Source organism: Aureimonas mangrovi, assembly GCF_014058705.1.
GTDB lineage: Bacteria > Pseudomonadota > Alphaproteobacteria > Rhizobiales > Rhizobiaceae > Aureimonas > Aureimonas mangrovi.
In genome coordinates this window covers 959,906-976,355 of the sequence record NZ_CP059692.1, presented here as the reverse complement: position 1 = coordinate 976,355, position 16,450 = coordinate 959,906, and the positions used below count along the sequence as shown (strand labels likewise).

The following is a 16,450-nucleotide window of genomic DNA, read 5'->3' as shown; positions in this document are numbered from 1 at the left end:
AAGATTGCTTGCTTTCCGATTCACGCGGCAGCCGCTTCCGCAGCGTTCAATCCAGGGCGCGCAGCACGCTGCGCAGCGTGGCGGCGATCTCGCTGACTTGGTCCTGCGAGATGATGAGCGGCGGCGAAAGCGCGATGATGTCGCCCGTCGTGCGGATGAGGAGACCACGCTCATACGCGTCGAGGAAGGCTGCGAAGGCGCGCTTCGTGGGCTGCCCCGCGATGGGCTCCAGTTCGACCGCCCCGATCATGCCGATGGTGCGGATGTCGATGACGTGCGCTTCACCGTGCAGCGAATGCAGCGCGTCCGCCCAGACCGGCTCCAGCGCCTTGGCGCGCTCGAACAGCCCCTCCTCGGCATAGGTGTCGAGGGTGGCGAGGCCAGCGGCCGCCGCGATCGGGTTGCCCGAATAGGTGTAGCCGTGGGCGAACTCGATGAGGTTCTCGCCCCCCGTCATGAACGCGTCGTGGATATCGCCTTTGACGAAGACCGCCCCCATGGGGATCACGCCGTTGGTGAGGCCCTTGGCGGTCGTCATGATGTCCGGCGTCACGCCGAAGTAATCGGCGGCGAAGGCCTCGCCCATCCGCCCGAAGCCGGTGATCACCTCATCGAAGATCAGAAGGATGCCGTGCTGGTCGCAGACTTCGCGAAGGCGCTTGAGATACCCCTTGGGCGGCGGCAGCACGCCGGTTGACCCCGAGACCGGCTCGACGATAACCGCGGCGATGGTGGAAGGGTCGTGAAGCTGGACGAGGCGCGCCAGATCCTCGGCGAGATCGACGCCGTGTTCGGGTTCGCCGCGCGTGAAAGCGTTGCGCGCCGGGTCGTGTGTGTGACGCAGATGATCGACGCCGGTCAGGAGCGTGCCGAACATCTTGCGGTTGCCGACGATGCCCCCGACCGACACGCCGCCGAAATTGACGCCGTGATATCCACGCTCGCGCCCGATCAGCCGGAAACGCGAGCCATCGCCCCGCGCGCGGTGGTAGGCGAGCGCGATCTTCAGAGCAGTCTCAACCGACTCGGACCCCGAATTGGTGAAGAACACATGGTCTAAGCCAGCGGGCGCCATTGCGGTCAGCCGGGCGGCGAGCTCGAAAGCCTTCGGATGGCCCATCTGGAAGGCGGGAGCGTAATCGAGTTCGCCCGCCTGCGTGGCGATCGCCTCGGTGATGAGCGGGCGGCAATGCCCCGCGTTGACGCACCACAGCCCGGCGGTTCCGTCAAGAACGCGGCGTCCGTCCGCGGTCTCGTAATGCATGTCGCGCGCCCGCACGAAGAGCCGCGGATCCTTCTTGAACTGCCGGTTCGCCGTGAACGGCATCCAGAAGGCGTCGAGATTGTTGGTGGCGATCCGCGAATGCTCGTTCATGGCGCTCGGTCTTCCGGTGATGGCAGCCCCATCCAGGGCGCCTCGTTCGACCGACGCTATGAACTCGCCGCGAGGGGGTCAAGCGCCCCTTTGAGCCTCAGAAGATCAGCATCAGGAGGCCGATCACGACGATGAGGCCGATGACGAAGATGACGCCGATGGTGGAGGCGAAGAAGCGGAACATGGTCGATCCTTGTTTTATGCTCGCGGGCCCATTTGGTCTCGCGGTGCTGCGTTGCAGTATCCAGCGCGATAGCTAGGGCGCGAATGACACAGGTCGACGCGCGTCCTCAACTCCTCGGCTCGCCCTCGGCGATCGCGTCGGGCACCGCGAGGGCGGTCGGCGGCAGCCCTTTCTTGCGCTCGCGCATGAGGATGAAGAGCCCGGAGGCTACGATCAGCCCAGCGCCGACAAAAAGCGCCGCGCTCGGCTCGTCGCCGAAGATCAGGACGCCGTAGACAATCGCCCAGATGATGAGCGTGTACTGGAAGGGCACCACGACCGAGGCTTCCGCGACCGCGAGCGAGCGGTTCACGCAGACATGGGCGGCCATGGCGACAAGGCCCAGAAGGCAGAGCGCGAGAAGGCCGGTCGCGCTCGGCGGTGTCCACGCGAAGGGCGCGAGGACGAGGCCGATGATCGCGCTCGCCGTCATCTGCCACGCGATCAGCGTCGTGCCGCCCGCATCCGAAAGGCGCCGGGTGAGCACGATCAGAATCGCGAAGGCGAAGCTGCCGACGATGGCGATCGCCGCGCCGATCGAGGCGACCGAAAGGCTCGGCCCGAGGGCCACCACGACGCCCGCGAAGCCGACCAAGACTGCAAGCCACCGCCGCCAGCCGACACGCTCGCCTAGGAACAGCGCCGACAGGGCGACAACGTAGATCGGCGAAGCCAGATAGAAGGTCATGACCTGCGCGAGCGGCAGGTAGAAGAGCGCCGCGTAAAAAAGCGCGCTCTCGGCCGCGCCCCCGAAGGCGCGCAGGAGATGCAGGCCAGCACGCGGCGGGGTGAGGATCGAACGGCCCTCGCGCCGGATGAAGGGGGCGAGGACGGCCAGTGCGGCGAGCGAACGGATCAGCATGATCTGACCGACGGCATAGGTCGCCACCAGCCACTTGCCCATCGCGTCGTTGGCCGCGAACAGGGCGATGCCGACGAGCATCAGCACGATGCCGGCCGTCGATCCGGTGGCTTTCAGGTTCCAACGCAAAGGCCGGGCGCTCCCCCGCGGGCCGGTCCGCGCCGTTCCGCCGCCTGCGGCGTATCGCGAGATGTTCGCCCCGCGCAAGCGTTTCCGCCACGCCCTCGCCGACATTCTGATCTTAACGCTTGCCGCGTAGGGTCCCGGCGCGGGGCGACATGAGGATACTCGGAATGGATGTGTGGGTGGACTGGATCAGCGCGCTGATCGAAACGCATCAGGCCTGGGCGATCCCGATCGTCGGCCTCATCGCCTTCGGGGAATCGCTGGCCGTGATCGGCCTCCTGATTCCGGCCACGGCCGTCATGCTTCTGATCGGCGGCCTGATCGGAGCCGGAGTGCTTGATCCGGCGCCGATCCTCATCGCCACCATCGTCGGGGCAATCCTTGGCGACGCCGTGTCCTATTATGTCGGCGCCTATTTCGGGCCCGGCCTCGTGCAGACGCGCTTCATGCGCAATCATCGACAGGGCGTGGCGCGCGCGCGCCTGTTCTTCCGTAAATACGGCGTCCTCGCCGTCTTCCTCGGCCGCTTCTTCGGCCCCGTCCGCTCGACCGTCCCGCTGGTTGCCGGAATCATCCGGATGGATCACTTGCGCTTCCAGGTCGCCAATATCGCATCGGCCTTCGTCTGGGCTCCTCTGATCCTCGCACCGGGCTACGTGGCCGCGCGGGGCGCCGGCGAGATGGGCCTGGACAGCGAGGCGCACTTCGTCGGCCTCGTCGCCATCGTTACGGTGGCGAGCATTGGCCTCGGCATCTACGGGGTGATCCGCATGTCGACGCCGCGCGCGCGCAAGAGCCTGGCAAAAGCTCAACGCTCCTGAAGGGCCGATGGTGACAAGAACCTGTCGGGGCCGGAACGATTGGGCTGCCGACGCGTTCACGTTCCCGTCAGGAACAGGAGTGAGACCTTTGAACATCTTCTACATCATTGGCGTCATCGTCGTCATCGTCGCCATTCTGAGCTTCCTCGGCCTCACCTGATCGTGCGCCGGAGCTGCATGTCAGCTTCACCGTTTCGAGAGAGGGTCGACCACGATCAGGCGTTCCGCGAGGCTTTCGCGGGGCGCCTTTTCGCGTTTACCAACCCACCTAGGCATGGCATCACGGCGCCGGTGCAACGACCTGGGGAGGGAAAACGGCATGAAGGAGAGGCAGGCTCGGCAGTTCCTTGAAGAGCTGTTTGCCCAGGCCATCGCGAGCGCCGACCCGAGGCACGTCCTCGCGCGGCACTTGCCGGAGAAGCCCACGGGCCGCTGCGTCGTCGTCGGCGCCGGCAAGTCTGCGGCGCTGATGGCTGCCGCGCTCGAGGCGGCCTGGCCGGATGTCGCTCTCGATGGCGTCGTCGTCACGCGCTACGGCCATGCGGTACCGACGCGCCGGATCGAGGTGATCGAAGCCGCCCACCCGGTGCCCGACGAGAACAGCGAGCGCGCCGCCCGTCGCATCCTCGCTGCGGTGGCGGGGCTGACGTCTGACGATCTGGTGCTCGCGTTGATTTCCGGCGGCGGCTCGTCGCTGATGGCGCTTCCGGCCGAAGGGCTGACGCTCGAGGACAAGAAGACGGTCAACCGCCTTCTCCTCAAGAGCGGCGCCGGCATCAACGAGATGAACCGCGTGCGTCGCCGACTTTCCGGCATCAAGGGCGGACGCCTGGCTCGGGCCGCCGCACCCGCGCGCCTCGTGACGCTTGCGATTTCCGACGTGCCGGGAGACGACCCCCGCGCCATCGCCTCCGGACCGACGGTCGACGACCCGCAAGCCTCGGCCGACCTCTCCGTCCTCGCCGATCGTCTGGGATCCGCAGTGCCACCGAAGGCGGCGGAGCTGCTTCGCGCAGCGCCGCCCTCCCTCCCCCCGTTCGAGGCGGATTACCGCATGATCGCCACCCCGCAGATGGCGCTGGAGGCGGCGGCCGGTTTCGCGCGCGAGCAGGGGATCACGCCGATCATCCTGGGCGATGCGCTGGAAGGCGAAGCGCGCGACGCCGGCACGCTGATGGCCGGGATCGCACGCTCGGTGCGAAATCATGGCCACCCCTGCGCCGCTCCCGCGGTGATCCTGTCGGGCGGCGAGACGACGGTCTCGATCGGGCAGGAAACGCCCGGACGGGGCGGGCGAAACACAGAGTTCCTGCTTTCGCTGGCCATCGCCCTGGACGGCACAGCGGAAATCCACGCGCTGGCTGGCGATACGGACGGCATCGACGGCACCGAGGACGCGGCGGGGGCGATCGTCTCGCCCGACACTCTGGCGCGTGCCCGCGCGGCGGGTTTCGATCCGGGCCGCACACTCGCCGCCCACGACAGCTACACGCTGTTCGACGCGCTCGGTGACCTCGTCAAGACAGGGCCGACGCTCACCAACGTCAACGATTTGCGGGCAATCCTCGTCCTGTGAGGCTATGACGCGGCGGGCATGGTGCTCTCGTTGCCCTTCTCGTCGACCAGCACGCCCGGCTTGCGCGGCCTGATCAACGGCGCGGGGACGGGCGCGTTGCCGTGCATCAGGTCGCGCCCTGCATAGAGGCCGCCAGCAAGTTGCAGATCGAAGCGCTCCGCATCGCGCTTGCGCACATCTTCGAGGATGTCGGCGATCGTCTCCTCTTCGGTGTCGAAATGGCGCAGCACCTCGGCGCCGAAGACCATGGCCGATTCGAACGTCTCGCGGATCTGATAGTCCGCACCGGCCTTCACGAGATCGAGCGCGTGTCCGCGGTCATGCGCTCTGGCGAAGACCGTCACGTGCGGAAACTCGGTTTTGAGAAGCTTGACGATCCGTGTCGAGGCGGCCGGATCGTCAACGCAGACCAGCACCGCCTCGGCCGTGCCGGCACCCGAAGCGCGCAGCGTGTCGAGCCGAGCCCCCTCCCCGAAATAGACCTTGAAGCCGAAATCGGTGGCTGCCCGGATCATGTCGACGTCGCTCTCGATGATCGAAATCTCGATCCCGCGTGCGAGGATCGACTGGCTGGCGGCTTGCGAGAAGCGTCCGAAGCCGATCATCAGAACACGGCCGTGCAAGCCATCGGCCCTGTCGATGCCTTCGAACGAGATCGGTTCGTCCGGCATGACATGGCGCATGATGATGGCGGTGATCGGGGTCAAAGCCATCGAGATGATGACGGTGGCGGTGAAGATGGCGTTGGTCTCACCATCGAAGATGCCGTTGGCCACCGCAGCCGAATACAGGACGAAGGCGAACTCGCCGCCCTGTGCGAAGAGGCTGACGCGCACGATCGCTTCGCGACGCGTCGAACCGAGAAGACGCGCGACGACGTAGATGCCGATGGACTTCACCAGGATGAAGCCGACGACCGCAACGGCGATCATCGCCCATTCGCGCGCGATCACCGAAAGATCTAGCGACATGCCGACGGCGAGGAAGAAGAGGCCGAGGAGGATGCCGCGGAACGGGTCGATATCGGCCTCGAGCTGGTTCTTGAAGGTGGATTCGGACAGGAACACGCCGGCGAGGAACGCGCCCATCGCCATCGAAAGGCCGCCCTCGTCCATGAGGAGCGCCGCGCCGAGGACGACGAGCAGAGCCGCCGCGGTCATCACCTCTCGAGCCTTTGCGCGCGCCAGCACCGCGAACATCGGATTGAGGAGGTAGCGTCCCACGAGGACGAGGACGGCGAGCGCGACGAAGGCGATCCCCATTTCCTGCCAGAGCGGCGTGGCCTCCTCCCCGCCACGCGGCCCGATGAAGGCAACGACCGCCAGAAGCGGCACGATGGCGAGGTCTTCCAGTAGCAGGATGGAGACTGCCCGCTGGCCGGCGGGCGTGGCGGTCTCGCCGCGCTCCTCCAGCATCTGCATCACGACGGCTGTGGAGGAGAGCACGAAACCGAGCCCGGCCACGAAGGCGACAGACAGCGGCAGGCCCGCGAAAGTGCCCGCGAGCGTCAGGAGCGTGCCGCACAGGGCGACCTGCGCGAGCCCCAGCCCGAAGATCTGGCGACGAAGCGCCCACAGACGCGCAGGCTCCATCTCGAGCCCGATGATGAAGAGGAGCATGATCACGCCGAATTCGGCGAAGTGCAGGATGCGCTCGGGGTCCTCAAATAGCGCCAGGCCGAAGGGCCCGACGACCAAACCCGCCGTGAAGTAGCCGAGGACAGGGCCGAGGCCGAGCCGCTTGAAGATCGGCACCGCGATGACGCCCGCTCCGAGTAGCGCAACCACCTGCGCCAGATCGTATCCACCGCCGCCTTCGACCGCCATTGCGCGCACCCCCGTGACCGCAACCACCTTAAACGCGCGATGGGATCATGACACAAGTTGCATTTCACGGGACGGTGAAGTGCACATTTCGCAACGCTCGCGGCTCTCCGGTAGGGCGATGTTGGGGGGCGATCACCACGGTGCGCACCTGAAAGTCGATCGTTTCCGCGCCGTATAGCCGCGCGTTAAAGACCGCGTGTCAAATCTCGTAGGCGGCGTCGAAGAAAGCCCTTTCGAGACGGACGGCACGCGTGAAAAGATCGCGGCACACCGCGTCCTCGTGCGGTCCGACGCGATCCAGCTCCGCACGCAGGAAGACCACGAAATCACGAAAGGCCGGGTTGTCGTGCAGCGTGATCCATTCGTCGTGGACGAAGTTGTCGGGACGCCGGGCGTCGGCGCGCATTGCCCATTCGAGATAGGACCACTCCGCAACGCACAGGACGCTCAGCGCGCCGGCGTAGGAGCGCATGGTGGCGGCCTCGCGCATGATCGCCTTGAAGCCGGCGGTCGGCTCCGTATCCGGTGTGGCCTCCCGCGTCCCATTGTCGACGCCGAGCGCTTCGAAGGAGCGCTCGAAATAAGTGTTCTCCTCGCCCGCGATCATCCCCCCGAAGCGTGCGAGGCGCAGCCGGGCCGTGAAATTGTCCGCGCTTGCCTGTGCGGCGCCGAGGAGCATCAGGAAGGCATCAAGGAAGCGGTGATCCTGCACGAGATACCGCGCCATGACCGCATCGTCGATCGTCCCGGCAAGAAGCTCGTCCACGAAGCGATGGCCGATCGTCGCCTGCCAGTCCTCGCTTGCGGCCTGCCGCAGTGCTTCCGTGAATCGCTCGTTCATCTGCGTCTCCCTTCATCGCCACGGGCGGCCGACGAGGGATGAGGCGAGGCGTCCCGTACGCGGTCCGCCGGTTCCCGTTCCTACGCCGGCATGACCCGGATCAGGTTCAAGGGTTCGGCGACCGCCGTCTCAGCGCCGCCTTCCTTTGCGAAAGCGGCGCACCCCTCGGAATGAGGCGAGGATGGGCGCGGGGAAGCACGCGTGTCAATCGTGCAACGTCAGATGCGGCCCTCTTCCACGCCGTGGCACGCGACGATGACGCCGTCCTGCGGTTTCATCAGCGGCGCCTCGCGCCGGCAGCGGTCGTTGGCGTGGGGGCAACGGGGGTGGAAGAAGCAGCCGGACGGCGGTGAGATCGGGTTCGGGATCTCGCCCTTCACCGGCGAGCGCTCGCGGCCGGTCATCTCCATGTCCGGCACGGAGTCGAGGAGCGAGCGCGTGTAGGGATGGCGCGCGCGCTCGAACAGCACCTTCGGCGGCGCGATCTCGCACAGGCGGCCGAGATAGAGGACGCCCACCTCGTCGGCCATGTAGTTCACCACCGCGAGATTGTGGGAGATGAACAGGTAGGTCAGGCCGAACTCGTCCTGCAGGTCCTTCATCAGGTTGAGGATCTGCGCCTGGACCGAGACGTCGAGGGCCGAGGTCGGCTCGTCGCAGACGATGAACTCCGGCCGGTTGGCGAGCGCGCGCGCGATGCAGATGCGCTGGCGCTGGCCACCCGAGAACTGGTGCGGATACTTGATCCCGTCCTCGGGCGAGAGCTTCACGACCTCGAGAAGCCGGCCGACCTCCTTGTCGATCTCGGCCTTGGTCGTGGCGATGCCGTAGGTCTTCAGAGGCTCGGCGATGATGTCGCGCACGCGCCAGCGAGGGTTCAGCGAGGCGTAGGGGTCCTGGAAGATCATCTGGAAGCGGCGGCGCAGTTCGCCGAGCTTGCGGGCATTGCCCTTGTCCCAGATGTCGACGGTGTCGAACTCCACTGCGCCCTTCGTCGGCTCGATCAGCCCGACGACCATGCGTGCGATGGTCGACTTGCCCGATCCCGATTCGCCCACGAGCGCGAAGGTCTTGCCCTTTTCGATCTGGAGCGTGACGTCGTCGACGGCCTTCACGCTCTGCTTGGGCTTGCGCTCGATGATGCGGTTGAGAAGGGGCGCCGAGACGTCGAACTCGCGCGAGAGATGGTCGATCTTCAGAAGCGCGCTCATGCCGTGGCGTCTCCATGGAGGAAGCAGGCGACGTCCGTCGCGCCGACATGGTTGAGGCCGGGCCGCTTGGCTGAACACATCGGCATTTCGCGCTCGCAGCGCGGATGGAAGGCGCAGCCGTTCGGGATGCGGTTGAGGCGCGGCATGGCCCCGGTGATCTGGCGCAGCCGCTCGTCGGTGCCCGCGATCGAGGGGATCGAGCCCATCAGGCCGGAGGTGTAGGGGTGCAGCGGATGCTGAAGCATGTCCTTCACCGGTCCGACCTCGGCGATGCGCCCGGCATACAGGACGGCAACGCGGTCGGCGGCCTCGGCGATCACGCCCATGTCGTGCGTGATGAGGATGGCCGAGGTGCCGCGCTCGGCGCAGACCTTCTTGAACACCGCGATGATCTGCGCCTGCAGCGAGACGTCGAGCGCGGTCGTCGGCTCGTCGGCCACGATGAACTCGGGCTCGGCGCACAAAGCGAGCGCGATGACGACGCGCTGGCGCATGCCGCCCGAGAACTGGTGCGGATACGAGTCCACCCGCTGGGCGGGCGCCGGAATGCCGACATCAGCCAGAAGGTCGATGGCGCGCTTTCGCGCATCGGCGGCTGAAACCGGAAGATGCGTGCGGATCGTCTCGATGAGCTGCTCGCCCACCGTGTAGAGCGGGTTGAGGCTCGTCAGCGGATCCTGGAAGACCATGCCGATGCGCTTGCCACGCAGGCGCCGCATCTCTTCCTCGGGCAGATTGTCGATCCGCTCGCCCTTGAGCAGGATTTCGCCGCCCGCGACGCGCCCCGGGGGGTCGATAAGGCCGATGATCGCCGAGCCGGTGATCGACTTGCCGGCGCCGGATTCGCCGACGACGCCGAGGATCTCGCCCGGCGCCACGTCGAACGACACCTTGTCGATGGCGCGCAGGGTTCCGCGCCGCGTGGGGAATTCCACGACGAGATCCTTCAGCGAAATGACCGGCGTCGCCTTGGCGACCTTGGCGGCCGCGACTTCGAGGACCGCGCTCATTTCGCCAGCCTCGGGTTCAGCGCCTCGCGCAGCCAGTCGCCCAGGAGGTTGATGGAGAGCGCGAGCGCAAGGAGCGTCAGGGAGGGGAACAGGAGAATCCACCATTCGCCGGAGAACAGGAAGCCCTGGCCGATGCGGATCAGCGTGCCAAGCGAGGGCTGGGTCGGCGGCACGCCGACGCCGAGGAAGGAGAGAGTTGATTCCGAGATGATCGCGAGCGCCAGCGAGATGGTGGCGATCACGAGGATCGGCTCGGTGACGTTCGGCAGGACGTGGCGGAACATGATCGCGAAGGGCTTGCGCCCGATGAGCTGCGCGGCCTGCACGTATTCCTTGTTCTTCTGCACCAGCGTCGCGCCGCGCACGGTGCGCGCGTACTGCACCCAGTCCGAGAGGCCGATGGCGACGATCAGGACATAGACCGCCATCGTCTCGCGGTACTGCGGCGGCAGGAAGCCGCGCGCGATGCCGAAGATCAGGAGCGCGATCAGGATCACCGGGAAAGAAAGCTGCACGTCGGCGATGCGCATGATGATGGAATCGGTGCGCCCGCCGACATAGCCGGCCAGAAGCCCGAGCGAGACGCCCAGGATCAGCGAGAAGGCCACCGCCGAGAAGCCGACGAAGAGCGAGACCCGGCTGCCGTAGAGGATGGCGGAGAAGATGTCGCGGCCCTGGTTGTCGGTGCCCATCAGGAAGGTTTCACCGGTGAACTGGTTCGCCGTCATCGGCGGCGTGAAGCCGTTCATCAGGTTGATGCCGCGTCCGTCGAAAGGGTTCGTCGGAGCGATCCACGGCGCGAGCAGCGCCGACCCGACGAGGACGAGCACGACGAGTGCCGCACAGATCGTGACCGGGGACTTGCGGAAGGAATAGCCGAGATCCGAATCCCAGGCGCGGAAGAAGACCGAGCGCTGCGGCGGTGTCGGTACGGGCTTGGCGGTGTCGCTCATGGGAAAGGTCCTTATTTCGCCGTGCCGGTCGAGACGCGCAGGCGCGGATCGACCACGTGGTAGAGAAGGTCCACCACGAGGTTGATGACGACGAAGACGAAGGCGATCAGCATCAGGTAGGCGGCCATCACGGGCACGTCGACGACCTGGACCGACTGGATGAAGAGGAGCCCGACGCCGGGCCACTGGAAGACCGTTTCGGTGACGACGGCAAATGCGATGATCGAGCCCAGCTGGAGGCCGGTGATCGTGATGACGGGCACCATCGTGTTCTTCAGCGCGTGGCCGAAATTGATGCGCCGCTGCGGCACGCCACGCGCTCGGGCGAACTTGATGTAGTCCGAGCGCAGGACCTCCAGCATCTCGGCGCGCACGAGGCGCATGATCAGCGTCATCTGGTAGAGGGACAGCGTGATCGCCGGTAGGACGAGCGAGCGCAGGCCGCTTTCAGTCAGGAAGCCCGTCTGCCAGCCGCCGAGATTGACGGTCTGGCCGCGCCCATAGGAGGGCAGCCAGCCGAGCTCGACCGCGAAGACGTAGATGAGCGCGATGCCGATCAGGAAAGTGGGCAACGAGACGCCGACGAGCGAAGCCGTCATCAAGAAGCGCGAGACGACGCCGTTCGGGCGGATCGCGGTGTAGACACCGAGCGCAAGACCCATGAACAGCGCGATCAGCGCGGAGGTGAAGGCAAGTTCCAGCGTTGCCGGCGCGCGCGAGACGATGAGGTCCATCACCGGCTGCTGCAGGCGGTAGGAGATGCCGAACTCGCCCTGCAGGGCGTTCACGACGAAGTTGAAGAACTGGATGTAGAAGGGGTCGTTCAGGCCGAGGCGCTCGCGCAGGGCGGCGATCTCGTCGAGCCGCGTGTCCTGGCCGACCATCGAGACGAGCGGGTCTCCGACGAAGCGGAAGAGCATGAAGGAGATCAGGGCGACGACGAGCATCACCACGATCGACTGAGCCAGGCGTCTCAGGATGAAGGCCAGCATGGCGGGAAAGTCTCCGTACGGCGGCGGGACCGGCGTCACCATCCGCTAAAAAAGCGGCCCGCCCCGCAAGGTCTCTCGCGGGGCGGGCCGGTCTGTCTTTCGCGCCGTTACTCGGCGACTTGCATCTCGTACATGCGCGGCTGGTTCTCCGGCTGCACGGGGAGCGTCAGGTTCTCGTTCATGGCGTAGGCGAGCACCTGGTTGTGGATCGGCAGGAAGACACGGTCCTCCTGCACCGTCGCCCAGATGTCGGCGATCGCCTGGTCGCGGACGGTCTCGTCGATCTCCGTGCCGAGGCCTTCGATCATCGCGTCGAGTTCGGGGTTGGAATAGAGGCCGCCGTTATAGGCGCCGTAGTCGCCGTCCTTGGTGTGGACGAGATCGTTGAAGTTGTAGGCCGAATCGAAGGTCGGAACGCCCCAGCCGAAGAGGTAGAAGTCCGTCTCGTTATTCTGGACGAGCGGCGAGTGCTGCGCCACCGGCCGCGAGGCCAGCGTGACGTTGATGCCGATCTGCGAGAGCATGCCGGCAACGGCCTGCGCGATCGCCTCATCGTTGACGTAGCGGTTGTTCGGCGTGTCGAGCGTGACGGAGAAGCCGTCCTCGTAGCCGGCCTCCGCCATCAGTTCACGAGCGCGCTCGACGTCCGGGGCGGGGAAGGCGTTCAGTTCTTCGGTCCAGCCGTTGACGAAGGGCGGCACGATGACGCCAGCGGGGTCCGACTGGCCGCGCATGACGACCTGCCTGATGGCCTCGCGATCGACCGCCAGATGCATTGCCTCGCGGACCTGCGGGCTATTGAAGGGGTTGGAGTCGGTGACGTTCGACGAGCGCAGCGGCTCCTCGCCGAAGCGGTAGGCGAAGAAGATCGACCGGTTCTCGGGACCGGTCTCGACCTTCACGCCGCCCTGCGTCGACAGGCGCTGGATGTCCTGCACCGGCACGTCCTGGACGAAGTCCACCTCGCCCGACAGGAGCGCGGCGACGCGCGTGGCGTTCTCGGAGATCACGGAATACTGGATCTCGGTGACGTCCGGTGCCTCGCCCCAGTGGCCCTCGTAGTAGGTCATCACCGAGCGCACGTCTGGGTCGCGCGAGGTCAGCTCGTAAGGGCCGGTGCCGTTGGTGTTGCGCACCGCGTAGTTGTCCTCGCCGGCTGCGAAGTCCTGCGGCTCGACGACATCGTTCGCCTCGGACCACTCGCGGTCCATCATGAAGGTGTTCGTCAGGTTGTTCGGGTAGATCGGCGAAGGACCGGTCATCTGGAACTCGACGGTGTAGTCGTCCACCGCCGTCACGCTCTCCACGTCGGCGTGGAGCTGGCGCATGTTGGAGCCCTCCATCTTGGCGCGCTCGATGGAAAAGACAACGTCGTCGGCCGTGAAAGGCGCGCCATCATGGAAGGTCACGCCTTCGCGCAGCGTGAAGACCCAGACGGTGTCGTCGCCTTCCTTCAGGTTCCACTCGGTCGCCAGGCGCGGCTGCAGCGCGCCATCGTTGTCGCGGTCGACCAGCGTCTCGTAGATGTGGTGCAGGAAGTTGTGGTTGGTGCCGAGGTTCTGGGAATGGGGATCGAGCGTCGTGGCGTCCTGGGAACGCGCCCAGCGGACCGTTTCCGCGCTCGCGCTCGTCACGAGGCCCGCCGCGAGTGCAGTCGCGGCCATCAGCGTAGCAATCCGCATTGTCATTCCATCCTCAAGAGTTCTCAGGGGGCCCGGCGCGGACGACAAGACTTTCGACTGACGCCAACGTAACCGGATCGCGGGAATGAACACGCATTCGAACGCGATGACAAGAGAGGCACGCACAAAGAATCGCCTCCGGTCCGCATTACCTGCAATCTGCACGCAACCAAGGGTCACCGAACGCTTTACAGTTGTTCTCGCCATGCAAAGCACGGCTTGGTGAACAGGATGTATCGCTTCTGGCCGCATGCCGTTCAGAAGCGGAACCAGAGCGAGCCGAGAAAACCGCTGTCGGCGGCCACGTTCGAGCCGGCCAGCGTCGTCTCCGCACCGGCCTGCACCGAAATGGCGCGCGTCACGTCGAAGACCACGCTGGCGCGCAGGCGGTGACGATCGTGTAGCGGCAGGCCGTTCCTGCCCGTCTCTGCGGCCATCGTCGAAAAAGTCTGGAAAAGAAACATCGTGCGCTCGAACGGCCGGATGCCGAGGGTGACGTCCGCGACGACCTCGGACGCAAGGCCAGACGGGCCATAGCGGTAGCCGAGCTGGAGATCGCCGAAAGACGGGAGACCCAGCACTGCCGCGGAAGCACCGGCGAGAAGCCGCACCTCGTAGCCGGCCGTCACGTCTCCATGCGCCTCCGCCACACGCAGCGACGCCTCCACCGAGCCCACATAGGGTCCTCGCTCAAGCACCCGGACCCGCGCGCCGAACTCCTGCACACCGAAGCCTTCACCCGACGCGCCGTCTTCGACACGCCAGCCCCCGTAGGCGCCCTTGGCGCGCAGCGTCACGACGTCGGTCGCGCCGTATTCGAGCAGGATGTCAGCGTTCTCGCTGCTGAAATGCGGTGCCTCGACCCGTTCGCGCGAACCGTCGAAGCGTCGCTCCGCCGATGCCGAGACGACCGTCGCGATGGCCTGCCCCTCCCCGGCCTTCAGCGTCCAGGCGCCGGCGAGCGCCCTCTCCGCGGAGGCGGCAAGGACGGCTGCGCATAGGGCGGTGACGGCCGCTCCGGTTGCTCTCTTGCGCACTGGTCGCCCCACGCTTCACCGAGCCCTCGCCTCGAAGACCATTCCAGCAACTTCGCCGAAAGAATGACAACCCATAAGCGTAAAATTCGCGTCGAATGCGATGGAGACGATCACAAGGTGGTTAACGCCTAGCACCGCTTCATTCCCGGTGTGCGATGTTCTAAGAGGGCCCCAGGAAAGCCAGCGGAGAGGGGCCGAGATGAGCGCTGCTGTCGACAACAACGAAAAGCGTGCGAGCCTCCTCGCCGAGGCCCTGCCCTTCATGCAGGCCTACGAGAACAAGAGCGTGGTTGTGAAATACGGGGGTCACGCAATGGGCCAGCCCGAGCTCGGCCGCGCCTTCGCGCGCGACATCGCCCTTCTCAAGCAGTCCGGCATCAACCCGATCGTCGTGCATGGCGGCGGGCCGCAGATCGGCGCGATGCTGAAGAAGATGGGCATCGAAAGCCGCTTCGAGGGAGGCCTGCGCGTCACCGACGAGAAAACGGTCGAGATCGTCGAGATGGTCCTAGCCGGCTCCATCAACAAGGAGATCGTCGCGCTCATCAACGCGGAGGGGGAATGGGCCATCGGCCTTTGCGGCAAGGACGGCAACATGGTCTTCGCCGAGAAGGCCAAGAAGACGTACCGCGACCCGGATTCGAACATCGAGCGCGTGCTCGACCTCGGCTTCGTCGGCGAGCCCGTTGAGGTGGACCGCACGCTCCTCGACCTTCTCGCCCGCTCCGAAATGATCCCGGTCATCGCGCCGGTGGCGCCGGGGCGCGACGGGGCGACCTACAACATTAACGCCGACACTTTCGCCGGCGCCATCGCCGGCGCGCTGGGTGCGGAGCGGCTTCTGTTCCTTACTGACGTTCCCGGTGTCCTCGATCGCAGCGGCGAGCTCATCAAGGAGCTTTCCGTGGCTCAGGCTCGTGCCCTCATCGCGGACGGCACGATCTCCGGCGGCATGATCCCGAAAGTAGAGACCTGCATCGAAGCGATCGCACGCGGCGTTGCCGGCGTCGTCATCCTCAACGGCAAGACGCTTCACGCGGTCCTGCTCGAACTGTTGACCGAACACGGAGCGGGAACGCTGATCGTGCCGTGAGTTCGGGCCCGGCCCACCCTATATAGGTCTTCCAGCGGCATTCGCGGCGACACCTCAACTGAACTTCAGCCCGAGAGACCATGACCGAGACCGAAACCATCCAGCGCACCCCCGAAGCCAAACGGCAGGATTTCGACGGTGTGCGCGACTGGGTGTTCGACCTCGACAACACCCTTTATCCACGCCGGACCAACCTCTTCGCGCAGATCGATGCGCGTATGACGGAGTACGTGGCCGACCTGTTGACGCTCGATCCGGCCGAAGCGCGGCGCGTGCAGAAGGACTACTATCGCAACCACGGCACGACGCTGCGCGGACTGATGACGCTGCATCGTATCGACCCCGACGCCTTTCTGAACTACGTCCACGACATCGATTATTCGGCGATCGAACCTAATCCTGCGCTCGGTGCCGAGATCGCGGCGCTGCCGGGCCGCAAGTTCATCTTCACCAACGGTGATCGCGGCCATGCCGAGCGCACGGCGCGCGCACTCGGCATCGAGGATCATTTCGAGGACATCTTCGACATCGTCGCCGCCGGCCTCGTGCCAAAGCCAGCCGCCGAGACCTATGACAAGTTCATGGGGCTGCACCGGATCGACACGGCCAACGCCGTGATGTTCGAGGATCTCGCCCGCAATCTCGAAGTACCCAAGCGCCTCGGCATGCGCACCGTCCTCGTCGTGCCGCAGAATTTCGAGACGGTGGTTGGAGATGCATGGGAGCACGAAGGACGCGACGGCGGACATATCGACTTCGTCACCGACGACCTAGCCCACTTTCTGCAGCGCGTCCGCAGCGCCTGATCGTCGCTTGCCCTTC

15 protein-coding genes and 1 riboswitch are annotated in these 16,450 nt (G+C 65.9%); of the genes, 4 read left to right on the top strand and 11 right to left on the bottom strand.

Annotated elements, in window-relative coordinates; all coding sequences use genetic code 11:
- Positions 1-46: 46 nt before the first annotated feature.
- The 3 genes from aptA to H1343_RS04580 form a co-directional block, all read right to left on the bottom strand.
- Complete coding sequence (gene aptA / locus H1343_RS04585; protein WP_185984751.1) at positions 47-1,375, bottom strand: omega-aminotransferase AptA; 1,329 nt, start codon at positions 1,373-1,375, stop codon at positions 47-49.
- A 97-nt stretch (positions 1,376-1,472) separates the two neighbouring features.
- Entirely contained in the window at positions 1,473-1,559 is an 87-nt protein-coding gene (locus H1343_RS17225) for a small membrane protein YohP (RefSeq protein ID WP_484463079.1), read from the bottom strand.
- 106 nt (positions 1,560-1,665) lie between these two features.
- The gene (locus tag H1343_RS04580; RefSeq protein WP_246333324.1) at positions 1,666-2,589 is read right to left on the bottom strand and encodes a DMT family transporter; all 924 of its coding nucleotides are present in this window, start codon (positions 2,587-2,589) and stop codon (positions 1,666-1,668) included.
- Between the two features lie 164 nt (positions 2,590-2,753).
- Between H1343_RS04580 and H1343_RS04575 the strand changes: the two genes are divergently transcribed.
- Complete coding sequence (locus H1343_RS04575) at positions 2,754-3,407, top strand: DedA family protein (RefSeq protein WP_185984750.1); 654 nt, start codon at positions 2,754-2,756, stop codon at positions 3,405-3,407.
- 319 nt (positions 3,408-3,726) lie between these two features.
- Positions 3,727-4,983, top strand: a complete 1,257-nt coding sequence (locus H1343_RS04570) for a glycerate kinase type-2 family protein (RefSeq protein ID WP_185984749.1) — start codon at positions 3,727-3,729, stop codon at positions 4,981-4,983.
- 2 nt (positions 4,984-4,985) lie between these two features.
- Here H1343_RS04570 and H1343_RS04565 read toward each other — a convergent pair whose 3' ends face one another.
- From H1343_RS04565 to H1343_RS04530, 8 genes are all read right to left on the bottom strand, one after another.
- The gene (locus H1343_RS04565) at positions 4,986-6,809 is read right to left on the bottom strand and encodes a monovalent cation:proton antiporter-2 (CPA2) family protein (protein ID WP_185984748.1); all 1,824 of its coding nucleotides are present in this window, start codon (positions 6,807-6,809) and stop codon (positions 4,986-4,988) included.
- A gap of 199 nt (positions 6,810-7,008) precedes the next feature.
- Positions 7,009-7,650 (bottom strand): TenA family protein, encoded by a 642-nt coding sequence (locus tag H1343_RS04560; RefSeq protein ID WP_185984747.1) that lies wholly within the window; start codon positions 7,648-7,650, stop codon positions 7,009-7,011.
- Positions 7,651-7,710: 60 nt separating this feature from the next.
- Positions 7,711-7,826, bottom strand: a riboswitch (TPP riboswitch).
- Positions 7,827-7,868: 42 nt separating this feature from the next.
- Positions 7,869-8,861, bottom strand: coding sequence for an ABC transporter ATP-binding protein (locus tag H1343_RS04555; protein WP_185984746.1), 993 nt, complete (start codon positions 8,859-8,861; stop codon positions 7,869-7,871).
- Complete coding sequence (locus tag H1343_RS04550; protein ID WP_185984745.1) at positions 8,858-9,871, bottom strand: ABC transporter ATP-binding protein; 1,014 nt, start codon at positions 9,869-9,871, stop codon at positions 8,858-8,860. Before H1343_RS04550 ends, H1343_RS04555 begins: the two co-directional genes overlap by 4 nt.
- A complete protein-coding gene (locus H1343_RS04545; protein ID WP_185984744.1) occupies positions 9,868-10,824 on the bottom strand; it encodes an ABC transporter permease in 957 nt (318 codons plus the stop codon). Before H1343_RS04545 ends, H1343_RS04550 begins: the two co-directional genes overlap by 4 nt.
- 11 nt (positions 10,825-10,835) lie before the next feature.
- Positions 10,836-11,816, bottom strand: coding sequence for an ABC transporter permease (locus H1343_RS04540; protein ID WP_185984743.1), 981 nt, complete (start codon positions 11,814-11,816; stop codon positions 10,836-10,838).
- A 107-nt stretch (positions 11,817-11,923) separates the two neighbouring features.
- Complete coding sequence (locus H1343_RS04535; RefSeq protein ID WP_246333322.1) at positions 11,924-13,480, bottom strand: ABC transporter substrate-binding protein; 1,557 nt, start codon at positions 13,478-13,480, stop codon at positions 11,924-11,926.
- Between the two features lie 275 nt (positions 13,481-13,755).
- Positions 13,756-14,535 (bottom strand): hypothetical protein, encoded by a 780-nt coding sequence (locus H1343_RS04530; protein WP_185984741.1) that lies wholly within the window; start codon positions 14,533-14,535, stop codon positions 13,756-13,758.
- A gap of 199 nt (positions 14,536-14,734) precedes the next feature.
- Here H1343_RS04530 and argB point away from each other — a divergent pair, with 199 nt between their 5' ends.
- Both argB and H1343_RS04520 read left to right on the top strand, forming a co-directional pair.
- Entirely contained in the window at positions 14,735-15,628 is an 894-nt protein-coding gene (argB, locus tag H1343_RS04525) for an acetylglutamate kinase (protein ID WP_185984740.1), read from the top strand.
- A gap of 80 nt (positions 15,629-15,708) precedes the next feature.
- Positions 15,709-16,434 carry a pyrimidine 5'-nucleotidase gene (locus H1343_RS04520; protein ID WP_185984739.1) on the top strand — a complete coding sequence of 242 codons (726 nt, stop codon included), beginning with the start codon at positions 15,709-15,711 and terminating at the stop codon, positions 16,432-16,434.
- Positions 16,435-16,450 lie beyond the last annotated feature (16 nt).